Origin of the sequence: Parafrankia soli, from assembly GCF_001854695.1 — a bacterium.
GTDB lineage: Bacteria > Actinomycetota > Actinomycetes > Frankiales > Frankiaceae > Parafrankia > Parafrankia soli.
This window is the reverse complement of the sequence record NZ_MAXA01000257.1, coordinates 74426-89091: the sequence shown is the minus strand read 5'-3', so window position 1 is coordinate 89091 and position 14666 is coordinate 74426. Positions and strand designations below refer to the sequence as shown.

Annotated in this window: 12 protein-coding genes; 9 read left to right on the top strand and 3 right to left on the bottom strand. The window is 73.1% G+C overall.

The features are described from left to right. Positions 1–9: 9 nt before the first annotated feature. From BBK14_RS29820 to BBK14_RS29810, 3 genes are all read left to right on the top strand, one after another. On the top strand, positions 10–1365 hold the full coding sequence (locus tag BBK14_RS29820) for an extracellular solute-binding protein (protein ID WP_071066493.1): 1356 nt from the start codon (positions 10–12) through the stop codon (positions 1363–1365). 11 nt (positions 1366–1376) lie between these two features. Beyond that, positions 1377–2567 carry an ABC transporter ATP-binding protein gene (locus BBK14_RS29815; RefSeq protein WP_071066582.1) on the top strand — a complete coding sequence of 397 codons (1191 nt, stop codon included), beginning with the start codon at positions 1377–1379 and terminating at the stop codon, positions 2565–2567. A 528-nt stretch (positions 2568–3095) separates the two neighbouring features. After that, the gene (locus BBK14_RS29810) at positions 3096–4445 is read left to right on the top strand and encodes an NsdA family TPR-like regulatory protein (RefSeq protein ID WP_071066492.1); all 1350 of its coding nucleotides are present in this window, start codon (positions 3096–3098) and stop codon (positions 4443–4445) included. Positions 4446–4522: 77 nt separating this feature from the next. Here the strand turns inward: BBK14_RS29810 and ygfZ are convergent, their stop codons facing one another. Both ygfZ and BBK14_RS29800 read right to left on the bottom strand, forming a co-directional pair. Next, positions 4523–5752 carry a CAF17-like 4Fe-4S cluster assembly/insertion protein YgfZ gene (gene ygfZ, locus BBK14_RS29805; RefSeq protein ID WP_071066491.1) on the bottom strand — a complete coding sequence of 410 codons (1230 nt, stop codon included), beginning with the start codon at positions 5750–5752 and terminating at the stop codon, positions 4523–4525. A gap of 7 nt (positions 5753–5759) precedes the next feature. Further along, positions 5760–6194, bottom strand: a complete 435-nt coding sequence (locus BBK14_RS29800; protein WP_071066490.1) for a Fur family transcriptional regulator — start codon at positions 6192–6194, stop codon at positions 5760–5762. Positions 6195–6597: 403 nt separating this feature from the next. On the opposite strand from BBK14_RS29800, the gene BBK14_RS29795 reads away from it, so the two are divergent. Further along, positions 6598–7335 (top strand): phosphoglyceromutase, encoded by a 738-nt coding sequence (locus BBK14_RS29795; protein WP_071066489.1) that lies wholly within the window; start codon positions 6598–6600, stop codon positions 7333–7335. Positions 7336–7494: 159 nt separating this feature from the next. Here the strand turns inward: BBK14_RS29795 and phoU are convergent, their stop codons facing one another. Beyond that, positions 7495–8139, bottom strand: coding sequence for a phosphate signaling complex protein PhoU (gene phoU, locus BBK14_RS29790; protein WP_020463569.1), 645 nt, complete (start codon positions 8137–8139; stop codon positions 7495–7497). A gap of 332 nt (positions 8140–8471) precedes the next feature. On the opposite strand from phoU, the gene BBK14_RS29785 reads away from it, so the two are divergent. The 5 genes from BBK14_RS29785 (at position 8472) to BBK14_RS29765 (ending at position 14504) form a co-directional block, all read left to right on the top strand. Beyond that, positions 8472–9941, top strand: coding sequence for a sensor histidine kinase (locus BBK14_RS29785; protein WP_071066488.1), 1470 nt, complete (start codon positions 8472–8474; stop codon positions 9939–9941). Positions 9942–10079: 138 nt separating this feature from the next. Next, a complete protein-coding gene (locus tag BBK14_RS29780; RefSeq protein ID WP_026240240.1) occupies positions 10080–10760 on the top strand; it encodes a response regulator transcription factor in 681 nt (226 codons plus the stop codon). A gap of 223 nt (positions 10761–10983) precedes the next feature. Next, on the top strand, positions 10984–12315 hold the full coding sequence (locus BBK14_RS29775) for a Ppx/GppA phosphatase family protein (RefSeq protein WP_241831951.1): 1332 nt from the start codon (positions 10984–10986) through the stop codon (positions 12313–12315). A gap of 499 nt (positions 12316–12814) precedes the next feature. Next, positions 12815–13681 carry a sugar phosphate isomerase/epimerase family protein gene (locus tag BBK14_RS29770; RefSeq protein WP_071066580.1) on the top strand — a complete coding sequence of 289 codons (867 nt, stop codon included), beginning with the start codon at positions 12815–12817 and terminating at the stop codon, positions 13679–13681. Positions 13682–13754: 73 nt separating this feature from the next. Beyond that, positions 13755–14504 carry a class I SAM-dependent methyltransferase gene (locus BBK14_RS29765; RefSeq protein ID WP_071066487.1) on the top strand — a complete coding sequence of 250 codons (750 nt, stop codon included), beginning with the start codon at positions 13755–13757 and terminating at the stop codon, positions 14502–14504. The last annotated feature ends 162 nt before the right edge of the window (positions 14505–14666 follow it).

Genomic DNA, 14666 nt, shown 5'->3' with positions numbered 1-14666 from the left:
GGAAGATCCGTGACCCGATTCCGACGCGCGGTGCCGCTCGCCGTGGTGGCGGCGCTGTTCCCGCTGGCGGCCTGTGGCGGAGGCGGCTCGACGCCGGCCAGCCCGGGGGAGGGCCTGCGCCCGACCGCGCGCACCGCGGCCGCCGGCGTGGACGACGTCGAGGGCGCGAAGGCGTCCCCGCAGTGCGCCGCCCAGGTGAAGACGCTGCGGATGTACGCCGTGGGGAACCTGAACGACGTGGCGAAGTCCGGCAAGGCGTACATGGAGAAGACGCATCCCGGCCTCACGGTCGAGATCGTCGCCACCGCGCCCAACTATGTGGCGCTGGTGCAGCAGCTCAGCGCGGACCGCTCAGCCCACCAGCAGGTCGACGTCGCGGTCGCCGGCTTCGACGTGCTGCCGGTCTTCGCCGACCAGCTCGGCGCGCAGGAACTCTCCCCGCGGCTGCTGCGGGCCTCCTACGACCAGCGGATGGTCCCGCTCGGCCAGGTCGGTGGCCGCCAGGTCGGCATCCCCCAGCAGGTCTCGACGCTGACGCTGGCCTACAACCTCGACATCCTCGAGAAGGCCGGGGTCGACCCGAAGACGCTGACCACCACGGACGGTGTGATCGCCGCGGCCGACAAGATCAAGGCATCCGGGCAGGACGTCCAGCCGATCGACATCCCGACCGGTCAGCAGTTCGGGCAGTGGGTGCTGAACACCCTCGCCAGCTCGAAGGGCGCGCCGATCCAGGATGAGGCGGGCCGGCCGCGGCTGAATAGCCCGCAGGCGCTCGAGGCCGCCCGGTTCCTGGCGAAGGTCGGGACGTACGGGCCGCAGTCCGACGACCCGACCAACCAGGGCCTGCTGCGGTTCGGTATCCGCAAGCAGACCGCGATGACGATGGTGACGGTCGCGGCCCTCGCGGGCGGCCTGAAGTTCATCCAGGACCAGGGGGCGCAGGGCTTCCGGGCCGGCGCGGTGCCGTTCCCGACGCTGCCGGGCGGAAAGCAGGCGCCGGTCGCGGGCGGCAACGCGCTGACCGTGCTGTCCACCGACCAGTGCCAGAAGGAGATGGCGACCGAGCTGGTCGTGTCGCTGCTCGCGCCGGACGTCCTGGCGGCGAGCACCGAGTCGCTGAGCTACCTGCCCGTCGACTCCGCCGAGCTGACCCTGCTGGAGCCGTTCTACCGCCAGTACCCGCAGCTGCTGCCGTTCAACGACCTCATCCCGTCGCTGGTCGCGCCGCCGTCGTGGGGCGGCGCGCGCGGCGGCGAGCTCCCGACGGCCCTGTCCGACCAGGTCGTGCGCATCATGACCGGGGCGGACGTCGACAAGACCCTCGTCGCGGCGCAGGCCGAGGCCGAGACCCTGACCCGGTGACGGCGAACCCGGTGCCGGCGAGCCCGGTCACCGCGACCTCGGGGGCCCGGATCGAGGCGGTGGGCATCGGCCGGGACTTCGGCTCCGTGCACGCCCTCGCCGGGGTCGACCTGGCGATCGAGGCCGGTGAGATCGTCGCCCTGCTCGGCCCGTCCGGGTCGGGCAAGTCGACGCTGCTGCGCATCCTCGCCGGGCTGGACGCGCCGACCTCGGGTGACCTGCGTTTCGACGGCGACAGCCAGCTCGGCGTCCCGCCGCACCGGCGTGACGTCTCGATGGTCTTCCAGCACTTCGCCCTCTACCCGCACCTGTCCGCGACGGACAATCTCGTGCTGGCCCTGCGCTACGGGCGCGGGATGTCCAAGGCGGCGGCCCGGGAGCGCGCCGCCGAGACGCTGCGGATGCTCGGCATCGCCGACCTCGCCCGGCGGCGCCCCGCCCAGATGTCGGGCGGGCAGCGCCAGCGGGTGGCGATCGGGCGCGCGCTGGCCACCCGGGCCCGCGTCGTCCTGCTGGACGAGCCGATGTCCGGGCTGGACGCGAAGCTGCGGGTGGAGCTGCGGGTGGAGATCGTCGGCCTGCTGCGCCAACTGGGCACCACCGCCGTGTTCGTCACCCACGACCAGGCCGAGGCGATGGCGGTGGGCGACCGGGTGGCGGTGATGAACCGGGGCGCCGTCGAGCAGATCGGCACCCCGGACGAGATCTACGACCTGCCGGCCACCCGGTTCGTCGCGACGTTCGTCGGCAGCCCGCCGATGAATGTCTTCGAGGGCACCTGGGCGGACGGCATCCTGCGCGGACCGGGCTTCTCCGCGCCGGCACCCGCCGCCGCGGTCGCCGTCGGGGTGCGGCCCGAGCACCTGAGGCTCGGCGACTCCGCCGCGGCCACGTCCGGCACCCGCTCGCCGTCCGGCGGCGGGATCGGCGCCCGCGCCGGTGTCGGTGTCGGCACGGCCGCCGGGACGGGCGTGGGTGACGGGTTCCGGGTGAAGGGGCACGTCGTTGTCGCCGAGCGGCTCGGTGCGGAGCGCACCGTCTATGTGCGATCGGCGGCCGGAACGCTCGGGGTGCGGGTGGCGGCCCAGGTGCGGGTCGCGCCCGACGAGCCGGTCACGGTGACCGCGCCGGCCTCGGCACTGCTCTGTTTCGGCCCGGACGGCCGGTCGCTGCCGATCCCCCCGGCGCGCCAGCCGTCCTGACCACCACCGCTGACCTGCACCTCAGGACCTCCGGAGTGTTCCTCCGGAGGTCCTTTGTCGTTTCGTGGGTGTCCTGAGGCCCCCAAGTCCGGACCATGGAGAGTTCGGACCTTAGACCCTGGCCGGCGCCTGTCGGATGGCTGATGCTCATTCTGGGGCAAAGGCGGCTGTGCTCCGACCTGTGTCTAAGGCGGATCATCCCCGTGGCCCCGGCCGGCAGCCCTCGCGCGGGTGCCGGCGGCGGGGCCGCCTCGGCCGGCCTCGGGTGCGAGTGCCCGTCCGCGAGGCGGGCGGAGTGCGGGTGGACTTGTCCGGCCCTGTGCCGCATCTGGCGCCTACGGGACGATGCGGGCATCGTCGCACGCGCTTTGGCGAGCGAACCGTGCAATTGCGTCGCTGAAGTGGTCCGTGCGTTACCTCTTCGCTCACAACGCACTCTCCATCGCCCTGGGACACGAAGATGTCGCGACATAGCGTTGCTAGCTGGTCACGCAAGCGACTGTGTCAGCGACTAGAGGAGAGACGTCGATGCTGACGGACAATGCCCACGCCTGCACCCATCCCCTCGCCTTCGTCCGCGCTCAGCGTGGGTGGTCCTACCAACGGCTGGCACGCGTCGTCGCGCGTCGGGCCCGAGATCTCGGGGTCGCGAACATGGCCGCCGAGCGGCAGAAGGTCTGGCGCTGGGAGCACCGCGGGGTCGTGCCCGACCGTGTCTCCCAGCTGGCGCTCGCCGCCGAGCTCGGGGTCCCGACCGACCGGCTGGAGTCCCACCCGTGGCCGTCCTGGCTGCCGACCGGTGACGCCGTGCGCACGGAGTACCCGTGGACGGCCTCGGGCAGCGTCACCTCGCTCATGGACGTCGTCGAGGACGCGCTGACCGACCGCCGCGGCTTCCTGACCATCACCGGGCCCGGTGTCGCGTCGCTGTCGTCGGAGTGGCTCGGCCTGGAGCCGGCCCGGCTGCAGGCCGCGCTCGCCGGCGGCCAGGTGGACGAGCAGATCGTCAACCGGATCGAGCACAACATCCCCGGCCTGCGGGTGATGGACGAGCGTCTCGGCGGGGAGAGCGTGCGGCGGCTGGTGGACGCCGAGCTCGGCGTGGTCGCCGACCTGCTCGCCCGCGGCTCCTACACCGAGGCGATCGGCCGGCACCTGCACCTGGTCGCGGCCGAGCTCGCCCGGTTCGCCGGCTGGGTCTCCTTCGACGCCGGCTTCCAGACCGCGGCGCAGCGGTACTGGGTGACCGCGCTGCACGCCGCGCACGCCGCGGGGGACCGGATGCTCGGCGCGAACGTCCTGAAGAACATGTCGCTGCAGTGCGTGGACTTCGCCCGGCCGCGTGAGGCGGTCGACCTGGCGGAGGCCGCGGTCGCCAGCGCGCGGCGGGCGACCGGCCGGGTCGCGGCGATGCTGCAGATGCGCCGGGCCCGCGCGCACGCCGCGCTGGGCGAGGCCAGCGCCTGCGCCCAGGCGCTGGCCTGCGCCGAGGCGGCGTTCGTCGAGGCACGCGCGGAGGACCCGGCCTGGTCGGCCTACTTCGACGACGCCGAGTACCAGGCGCAGGTCGGCAGCTGCTACATCGACCTCGGCCACCTCGTGCACGCCGATCGCTGGCTCGAGGGCTCGCTGGCCATCCACCCGCACGAGCGCACCCGGGACCGCGCGACCTACCTGTTGCGGCGGGCCGCCGTCCAGATCGACCTGGGCAACCTCGACGGTGGGTGCTCGCTGGCGAAGGAGGCCCTGCCGATGTTGGAGGCGACCCGGTCGAAGCGGAACAGCCGGCGTGCCGACGAGGTCCGGCGGCGGCTGCGCCGGCACTCGGCGGACCCGGCCGCGCGTGAGCTCGACCAGATACTGGCCCGCACGGCCTGAGTGACCGGCGGCCCGCCGGTCATCCCGGCGGCCGCCGGACAGGCGGGCGGTGGCCGCCGGTCAGCCTCCGCCGCCGGTCAGCCTCCGGTGTGCGGGTGCAGCAGGCGCCCCGCGGGACGGGTCGGCTGCTCCGGGCCGGCCTCGGGGTCGATCGTCGCCGCCACCTGGGCGCCGTCGGGGTCGGTGACGACGAGCACCGCGTCCGCCGGAAGCGAGCGCTTCACCACGGCCAGCGCGATCGGGCCCAGCTCGTGATGCATCTCGGACGCCCCGACGAAGCCGACCGCGCGACCGCCCGCGGTGACCGGGGTACCCGGAGCCGCGACGGCGCCGTCCAGGTGCAGCAGCACCATGCGCCGAGGCGGGCGACCCAGGTTGTGCACCCGGGCGACGGTCTCCTGGCCGCGGTAGCACCCCTTGTCCAGGTGCACGGCGGCCGGCAGCCACCCCACCTCGTGCGGGATGGTGCGGTGGTCGGTCTCCCGGCCCAGGCGCGGCCGGCGCGCGGCGATCCGCAGCGCCTCGAACGCGCTCAGGCCGGCCGGGGTGGCTCCGGCGCCCACCAGCTGGTCGGCGATCGTGGCGAGATCCGCGCGTGCGACCAGCAGGTCCAGCCCGTAGGGCATCCGGCGGATCAGGGGGGCCGGGCCGCCCACGGCTGCGCCGGTGGCGGTCGGGTCGGTCGCGGCCGCCGCGCGGGTGACCGGGTACGGGCCGGTGGTCACGGCACCGGCCGCGGTGGGGGAGCCCGCGGCGGCAGTGCCCGCGGCAGGACCGCCGCCTGCCTCGCCGGGGACGGCCGACGGCCCGAGCACGGCCCGGGCGACGTCATCCGCGTTCGGGCCGAGCAGCGACAGGACGGCCGTCTCGGCCGTGGCGTCAGCCGGCTCGACCCGGAGCATGAACCGCATCGACTCCAGGAAGGACAGCAGCCGCGGCGCGCTCCCGGGCTCGACGTCGATCCAGGTGGCGGTGCCGTCGTCGGCGAGCACCAGATGGTGCTCGATGTGGCCGTGCGGGGAGAGCACCAGTGCCTCGGTGCCTCGCCCCGGGGCCAGCTGCGACAGGTGCTGCGAGGTCAGACTGTGCAGCCAGGTGAGCCGCTCCGGACCGGTGACGCGCAGCACGCCGCGGTTGGAGCGGTCGACCAGCACCGCGGTGGTGACTGCCCGGCGCTGCTCGCGCAGCGGATCGCCGTAGTGGGCCGCGACCGTCGCGTCCGGCTCGGGGGCCGCGACCGCTCCGGGCCGCGCGAGCAGCGGAGACGGGGCCGGGGCCGGCCGGAGGGCCTGCGTGTCGGTGCTCATGCCAGGTCTAACGCCTTCCGGCCGCTGTGCACTCCGCGCACCGGCCCGCCAGTGTGAGGTGCTCCATGTCGACGGTGAAGCCCAGCTCCGCGCGCAGCTCGCCGACGATGCCCGCGAGCCGCTCGGGCGAGATCTCCAGGATGGCCCCGCAGGCGCCGCAGACCAGGTGCACGTGCGGGTCGACCCCGGTGACGTGGTAGGTCGGCGCGCCGTGTGAGAGGTGCGCGTGCGAGACGAGGTCGAGCTCCTCGAGGAGGTCGAGGGTGCGGTAGACGGTGGAGATGTTCACGCCGCTGGCTGTCTGCCGGACCTCGTGGACGATCGCCTCCGGGGTGGCGTGGCCCAGCCGGGCGACGGCCTCCAGCACCAGTTGGCGCTGCGGCGTCAGGCGGTACCCACGCGCACGTAGCCGTGTGTGCCAGTCGTCGACCTCGGCCGCCATGGAGAAAGTCTAGGCCCCGCCGCGCGGATCCCGGCGGGGCGGACCACACCCTGCTCCTCGCGGAGCGCCAGTGGAAAAAACCGTTTGCGACGGCGGTCGGCTGGYGCGTAGCGTTCCCTGTACACGAGAAGGGAGGTGGTCCAGGCTTTGTATGCACATAGGACTCGTGAGGTGACTGTCCGCTAGCCGGTCTCGTGGTCCTCACCCCCTGCCGGGTGGCCCTCGGGCACCGGCACCGGCGAGTACCAGGCAGACACCCGACCCCCGGGTGCCGTCGTTAGTCCCGACGGCCCGTCCCGCCCTATGYGGGGCGGAGCACCCGGGGGTCGCTGCGTTTCCGGCGGTGCACGGGACCAGCGGAGGACACTGGCCGAGCACCGGCCCGAGCGGGCAGGATTCACCTATGCCGACGCTCGTCCTGCTCCGCCACGGCGAGAGCACGTGGAACCGTGAAAACCTGTTCACCGGCTGGGTGGACGTCGATCTGTCCGAGAAGGGCCTCAAGGAGGCCACGCGCGGCGGGGAGCTGCTCCAGGAGGCGGGGGTCCTGCCCGACGTGGTGCACACCTCGCTGCTCACCCGGGCCATCCGCACCGCGTGGCTGGCCCTGGACGCGGCCGGGCGCACCTGGGTGCCGGTGCGCCGCAGCTGGCGCCTCAACGAGCGGCACTACGGCGGCCTGCAGGGGCTGAACAAGGCGGAGACCCTGGCGAAGTTCGGCGACGAGCAGTTCCTGCTCTGGCGCCGCTCCTACGACACGCCGCCGCCGCCCATCGAGCCGAGCCAGCCGAGCGGCGTCGACGAGCGGTACGCCGACCTCGCTCCCGATGTGATCCCGCTCACCGAATGCCTGCGCGACGTCGTTGTCCGGATGCTGCCCTACTGGTATGACTCGATCGTCCCGGACCTGCGCTCCGGCGCGACGGTGCTCGTCACGGCGCACGGGAACTCGCTGCGGGCGCTGGTCAAGCACCTCGATGGGATCTCCGACACCGACATCGCGAACCTGAACATCCCGACCGGCATCCCGCTGCGCTACGAGCTGGACGACGATCTCAAGGTGCTGGACTCGGGCTATCTCGACCCGGCCGCGGCGGAGACCGCCGCCGCGGCCGTCGCGGCTCAGGGCAAGAAGAAGTAGTCGCCAGGCGGGCGGCACGGGCCGCGGCGCGGCGGGACACCGGGCGGTGCGGGCGGGTGGCCGAAGGCTGGGAGCTGGCAGCCGAGCGCGGGGGCCGAGCGCGAGGGCGGGTCGTCGAAGGCGCGGGGCGGGCGGCGAGAAGCCGGGGTGGGCGGGTCGTCAGCCCGCCTTCTCGCCGGTGACCAGGTAGATCACCCGGCGGGCGACCGACACGGCGTGGTCGGCATAGCGCTCGTAGTAGCGGCCGCACAGGGTGATGTCGATGGCGGCCTCCATGCCGTGGGTCCACGGCTTCTCGATCAGCACGTGGAACAGGGCGCGGTGCAGCCCGTCCATCGCGTCGTCGTCGGCCTCCAGCTCCTTGGCGAGCTCGGCGTCCCGGCTGGCGATCACCGAGCCGGCCTTGGCGACGATGCGCTGCGCGACCTGGCCCATCTGCAGCATCGTGGCGTGCAGCTCGGGCGGGACCGCCCGCCCGGGGTAGCGGCGCCGGGCGACCTTGGCCACGTGCAGGGCGAGGTCGCCCATCCGCTCCAGGTCGGCGACGATACGCAGCGTGGTCACCATCATCCGCAGGTCGGTCGCGACCGGGGCCTGCCGGGCCATCACATCGAAGGCCCGCTCCTCGATCTCGTTGCGGAGCAGGTCGACGGTCTCGTCCGCGCTGATCACGTTCTCGGCGAGCTGAAGATCGGCGTCCAGGAGCGAGGTGGTGGCCCGTGCCATCGCCGACGCGACCATGCTGGTCATCTCGATCAGCGATTGGTTGATGCTTTCCAGTTCTTCCTGGAAGACGTCCCGCACAGACGGCTCCTTACAGCTAGGGGAGGTTCGGAGCACCATTCGATCACAGTCGTTCGGTGGTCCTCGGGGGTTGACGTCAGACGATGATGCGCAGCCGTCGCCGTCGGGTGAACATCGACGATAGGCCGGATGAACACCTGGCGACCATCGGCCGTGAACCATTGCGAGCCAAGGCGCGGACGACCTGGTGGCGCCTAACATTCGGCACGTGGGGGACAGGTCGGACGATGACATGACAACCGGTCACGTCGCGTTTCGTCAGGGTTGGCTCTGCAGGGCCGGTACGGGTGCCCTCGACGGTCGGGTCGCGGCATCGTGGAGGGGACGCGGCGATGGCACGGCGGCCTGACTCGGCTGATCGGGGCGGTGCGACGAACACCGGCCCCCGCGGCGCGGCGGCGGCCGCCACCGGTCCGCACGCGCTGCCCGCCCACCTCGTCCGACAGGTGATCGCCGGCCTGCCCTCCGGGCTGGTGGTGGTGAACGCCGAGGACGTGGTCGTACTGGTCAACTCCGCCGCCCGCCGGATGGGTGTCGTCGACGGTGACGAGCTCAGCGTGGGCGAGGTGGCGGATCTGGTGAAGGCCTGCCGGTCCGCAGCGGCCGAGCGCAACCGTCAACTGGACCTGCCGCCGGTGCCCGAGCCACCGCTGACCAGGGCCCGTCCGGACCAGACCGCGCTGGCCGTCTGGGCATACGCACGACCGCTCGGTGACAGCGGGTACGTCTCGGTCCTGCTCGACGACATCACCGACTCGCGGCGGGTCGAGGCCGTCCGGCGCGATTTCGTCGCCAACGTCAGCCACGAGCTCAAGACGCCCGTCGGGGCGCTGCACGTGCTCGCGGAGGCGGTCAGCGAGGCCAGCGAGGACCCGGTGGCCGTGCGCCGTTTCGCGTCGCGGATGACGCACGAGTCCACCCGGCTGGCCCGGCTGGTCCAGGAGATCATCGACCTCTCCCGGCTGCAGGGCGCCGAGCCGATGCCCGACCTGGCCCCGGTGCCGGTCTCGGTGGTGCTCGCGGAGGCCGTCGACCGGAACCGGTTCAGCGCGCAGGCGCAGGAGATCTCGGTCGCCGTCATCGGCGCCGGCGGGCTGCGGGTCCGCGGCGACGAGAACCAGCTGGTCACCGCCGTGGCGAACCTGCTGGACAACGCCATCAGCTACTCGCCGCGCGGCACACGGGTCGTGCTGGGAGTCCGCCAGGTCGGCGGAACGATAGAGATATCAGTCGCGGACGAGGGAATCGGCATCGCCGAGAAGGACCTGGAACGGGTCTTCGAGCGTTTCTACCGCGCCGACCCGGCGCGTTCCCGGGCGACCGGGGGAACTGGTCTCGGCCTGGCTATCGTGAAGCACATCGCGACCAACCACGGCGGTTCGGTGAGCGTGTGGAGCGCGGAGGGTCGGGGCTCGACGTTCACGCTGCGCCTGCCCTCCGGTACCGACGATCCCAAGGCGACCGGGTCCGGAGCGGGCCGCTCCGAAACAGGCCGTGCGGGGAAGTCCGGCGGGGCGGCGAAGGCCGGCCCCGCGGCGAGATCCGGCGGCACGGTCGAGCCCGGCGGCACGGTCGAGCCCGGCGGCACGGTCGAGCCTGGTGGCGCGGCTCCGTCGCGGCCGAGCGGTGTCGTTCCGTTGCGGCCGCCAGTCGATGCACCCGATCTCGCCGATTCCGCGTCGCGGGGCCCGGTCCTGGCGGAAACTGTGCACGAATCAGCTGGTCGCACCCGGCCGGCGGCGGCCGCTCCGGTCGCGTCCGAGAATTCCTCCGGAACCGGCCACGGCGGCCCCGGAGCATGATCCGGAGCCGGTATTCCAACCGGCTTTTCAGCGGTGGCCCCTGTTCCCGGCACCGGCCGTAAAACGGTGTGACACCGCGCGGTGAAACATTTCGTCCCCGGAGATCCCGGCGGACGCGGGAGTACAGGGAGCGTGACGGTGACCAGGCTGCTCGTGGTCGAGGACGAGGAGTCCTTCTCCGATGCGTTGTCGTTCATGTTGGAGCGTGAGGGGTTCGAGGTCGCCGTCGTCGGTGACGGGCCCAGCGCGCTGGCCGAGTTCGACCGGCACGGTGCCGACCTGATCCTGCTCGACCTCATGCTCCCCGGCCTGTCCGGGACGGAGGTCTGTCGCACGCTGCGCGCCCGCTCGACCGTGCCTGTGATCATGCTCACCGCCCGGGACAGCGAGATCGACAAGGTGGTCGGCCTCGAGCTGGGCGCCGACGACTACGTGACGAAGCCGTTCTCGGCCCGCGAGCTCGTCGCCCGGATCCGCGCCGTCCTGCGCCGCCGGGTGGAGACCGAGGAGGTGTCCGACGCCACCCTGGAGGTCGGCCGGGTGCGGATGGACGTCGAGCGGCATGTCGTCACCGTCGACGGCAGCCAGGTCGCGCTGCCGCTCAAGGAGTTCGAGCTGCTGGAGATGTTCCTGCGCAACGCGGGCCGGGTGCTCACCCGCGGCCAGCTGATCGACCGGGTCTGGGGGTCGGACTACGTCGGCGACACCAAGACGCTCGACGTCCACGTGAAGCGCCTGCGCACCAAGATCGAGGCCGAGCCGGGGGCGCCGCGGCACCTGGTGACGGTGCGTGGCCTGGGTTACAAGTTCGAGCCCTGACCGGCTCCCGCCCCCCACTGGCCGGCTGACGTGGTCGGAAGCGGCACTAGGTTGGATGGGCGCCCGGGACGGACGGATTCCGGGGCAGGCCACGCGCGGCCTCCCGGTCACGGGGCGTCGGCGGCGGCATACACAGGGGGGTGACCAGTCCGGTGACGAGCGGTCGTAGGACGGGCCGTCGCGGGGCCATCGGTCGGATGGCGATCCGGGCGGGTGACCGGCGGTGCGGTTGAGACCGGCGCTGGCGCGCCGGGGACCGGGCGGAGGTGTCCCGGTTAACAGGGCCGGCGCCGACCAGCCCGGCGCTGTCGAGACCAGCGCCGACCAGCCCAGCGCTGTCGAGACCAGCGCTGTCGAGCCCGGGGCGGACGCGACCGGCGTGAACGAAGCAGTCGCGGACATCATCGGCCCGGGCACGGCTGGTGCCGACACGGCCGGTGCCGACACCGCTCGCGCCGGCACCGGCGGCCAGGCTCCGCGGAGCGGCGACGACGGTGCGCTGCGTGAGCTGGAGCGTGGCCTGCGGCCCACCGCCCCGGCCGCGGACAACCGGGTCGCGGCGCCTCCCGGTCATCCGCACGGCCCGATGCGCCTCGGTGTGATCGACATCGGGTCGAACACCGTCCACCTGCTGGTGGTGGACGCGCACCGGGGTGGCCAGCCGCAGCCGGCGGCGAGCGTGCGGGTGCCGTTGCGTCTGGTCGAACTGCTCGACGACGACGGGCGGCTGGCCGAGCGTGGTGAACAGGCGCTGACCGACTGCATCCAGCAGCTGCGGGCGCACGCACAGGACCTGCACGTGGTCGACCTGGTCGCCTTCGCCACGTCAGCCGTCCGGGACGCCCCGGACGGGGACGAGGTGCTGACGCGGGTACGCGCCGACACCGGGCTGGAGGTCGCCGTCCTGCCGGGTGAGGCCGAGGCGCGGCTCACCTTCCTGGCGGTGCGCCGGTGGTTCGGCTGGAGCGCGGGACGGTTGCTCGCGCTCGACATCGGCGGCGGCTCGCTGGAGATCGGCGCGGGCATGCACGAGGACCCCGAGGTCGTCGCCTCCCTCCCGCTCGGCGCGAGCCGGCTGACCAGGGACTGGCTCAGCGAGAACGACCCGCCCAAGCGTTCGGAGCTCAACGCGCTGCGCCGCTATGTCCGGGCGCAGATCGCGCCGGTCGTCGGGTCGCTGTACCACGTGGGTGAGCCGACCCGGGCGGTGGCGACGTCCAAGACCTTCCGCTCGCTGGCCCGTGTCTCCGGCGCCGCGCCCTACGGCCGCGGGCCGTACGTGCGGCGGGTCCTGCGCCGGGAGGACCTCGTGGAGGTGGCCGCGCGGGTGTGCCGGATGTCGGCCGCCGAGCGCGCGGCGCTGCCGGGTGTCTCCGCGTCGCGGGCCAGCCAGCTGATCGCGGGCGCCGTCGTGGCGGCCGAGGCGCTGGATCTGTTCAACCTCGAGGAGGTGGAGATCTGCCCCTGGGCGCTGCGCGAGGGGGTGATCCTGCGCCGGCTCGACCTGCTGACCTCGGGACTGGACGGCCCGCGTTCACTTCCACCGGCACGGTAGCGATGACTTGCGTCACTGTGTGGTCTCGTCGTCGGCGATTCTGAACGCGGGAGCGCCGTGGGTGCGGGGCCGGTCATCCGCCGGACACCCGTCCCGCACCGCTGGTCCTGCCGTCGCGMCGCTGGTCCGGTTACCGGGCCCGGGCCCGCGGGCGGCACCGCCGGGCCTGTCCGGCGGTGCGTTCCGCCTCCTGGCGGAGCAAAGGCCCGGGAGGCGGCACGCCGGGTATGGCCTAGCCTGGATGACGGGGCCGGTTCCTCACCGGTCCGGGACGGGTCCGGTCACAACAGGCGTCCGGCCGTTCGGCCGCCGAGATCCTGATACGGGAGCCGAAGTGCAGCAACGCGGTGCCAGGAGGCGGCCGGTGGCGCCGGCGCCGCCGCCGGCGGGGTCCTCGCCGACGACGCCTCCGTCAGCGCCATCTCCGTCAGCGGGCGCTTCACCGGCAGCATCTTCGCCAGCGGTGCCTCCGTCGGTGGCGGCGGCGTCGCCGTCCGGCATGGTCGTCACCCCGCGGCTCGGGGCGCCGGCCGGCCCACCCGCCGCCGGGTTCCAGCCGGTGGGCGGTGGGCTGGTGGCACTCTCCACGGCCTCCACCTACCCGGAGTCGACGGCGACCGCCTTCGAGATGGCGGCGCGGCTCGGCTACGACGGCGTCGAGATCATGGTCTGGACGGACCCGGTCAGCCAGGACCCGCAGGCACTGCGCCGGCTCCGTGACTACCACGGCATCCCCATCCTGGCCGTGCACGCGCCGTGCCTGCTGCTGACGCAGCGGGTGTGGGGGACGGACCCGTGGGCGAAACTCGAGCGCGCGCGGGCGGTGGCGGAGACCCTCGAGGCGCCCACGGTCGTCGTTCATCCACCGTTCCGGTGGCAGCGTGACTACGCCCGCGAGTTCGTCGCCGGCATCCACCGGATGGCCGGCGAGACGGACGTCCGCTTCGCGGTGGAGAACATGTTCCCGCTGCGCGCCCGGGGCCGGGAGGTCTCGGCCTACGCCCCCGACTGGTCGCCGATCGACGACGGCTACCGGCACGTCACGCTGGATCTCTCCCACACCAGCGTCTCCCGGTCGGATGCGCTGCTGATGGCGGACGAGCTCGGTGACCGGCTCGCGCACATCCACATGGCGGACGGCACGGGGCTGGCGAAGGACGAGCACCTGGTGCCCGGCCGCGGCACGCAGCCCTGCGCCGAGCTGCTGGAGCGCCTCGCGGCGAACGGGTTCGACGGCACGGTCGTCGTCGAGATCAACACCAGGCGCGCGGAGTCGCGCGACCAGCGTGAGGCCGACCTCGCCGAGGCGCTGGCCTTCACCCGGCTCAACCTCGCCGCTCCGGCCGGAGTCGTCCCGGTTCCCTGACAAGGGCCTTACCGTCCGGTGGGGTAAGCCACTGTCAGTGGCGGAGTTGCCGCGTAGGGGCCACTATCGGGGCGTGTCCCCTGGATCACTCTTCGACCCGTTGGCCGACGCGTACGACCAGGCCCGGCCGGGCTACCCGGACCAGCTTTTCGCCGATCTGGAACTGCTCGCCGACCGGCCCGTCGCCGGCGCCGGCGTGGTCGACGTGGGCGCGGGTACGGGGATCGCCACCAGGGCCATGATCTCCCGGGGTGCCTCCGTCCTGCCTGTCGAGCTGGGCCCGGTGATGCTCGACCGGCTGCGGCGGCGGACCCCGGACCTGCCCGTCGTGCGGGGCGACGGGGAGGCGCTGCCGCTCCGGAGCGCGTCGGCGGACCTGGTCACCTACGCCCAGGCCTGGCACTGGGTGCGGGTGCCGGTGGCGGCGGCGGAGGCGGCCCGGGTGCTTCGCCCCGGCGGAGCGCTCGCCGCGTGGTGGAATGACGTCGACGCCGACGACTTCCACTGGTACCAGCGCCAGCAGGACCGCCTCGAGGCGATGAGCCCCGGCTACACCAGGGAGTACCGCAACCGGCCGTTCGCCGACGAGCTGCGTTGGACGGGGCTGTTCGCCGAGGTGGCGACGGTGACCTGCCGGTGGCACCGGGAGCTGGACATCGACCTCTACGAGACGTGGCTGTGCTCGAAGTCGTACGTCGCCGCGATCGGTGACCGGCTCGAGGACTTCCTCGCGGCCGAGCGCCGCTCTCTGCTGCGCTCGTTCCCCGACGGTCGGATCATCGAGCCGTTCCGGACGATGCTGGTCGTCGCGCGCGTCCCCTGAACCACCGACCGATCGTGATGCCGGCGCGGATCCGCCGGTGATGTTCGCGAGGTGCCTTCGCGCAGGTAGCGGCGCCGTGATGCTCCCTTGACGCCGGGCGGTCGGGCCGTTGGTGGATACCTCTCGTAATCGTCCAACTCCTTTCGGATCCTTTAGAAACGT

What these genes read in the sequence shown, in the direction of transcription:
- BBK14_RS29795 (WP_071066489.1), top strand. Translation starts at nt 6,598, where the DNA reads ATGCCGACGCTCGTCCTGCTCCGCCACGGCGAGAGCACGTGGAACCGT.
- BBK14_RS29800 (WP_071066490.1), bottom strand. Translation starts at nt 6,194, where the DNA reads ATGGCGGCCGAGGTCGACGACTGGCACACACGGCTACGTGCGCGTGGG.
- BBK14_RS29770 (WP_071066580.1), top strand. Translation starts at nt 12,815, where the DNA reads ATGGTCGTCACCCCGCGGCTCGGGGCGCCGGCCGGCCCACCCGCCGCC.
- BBK14_RS29810 (WP_071066492.1), top strand. Translation starts at nt 3,096, where the DNA reads ATGCTGACGGACAATGCCCACGCCTGCACCCATCCCCTCGCCTTCGTC.
- BBK14_RS29785 (WP_071066488.1), top strand. Translation starts at nt 8,472, where the DNA reads ATGGCACGGCGGCCTGACTCGGCTGATCGGGGCGGTGCGACGAACACC.
- ygfZ (WP_071066491.1), bottom strand. Translation starts at nt 5,752, where the DNA reads ATGAGCACCGACACGCAGGCCCTCCGGCCGGCCCCGGCCCCGTCTCCG.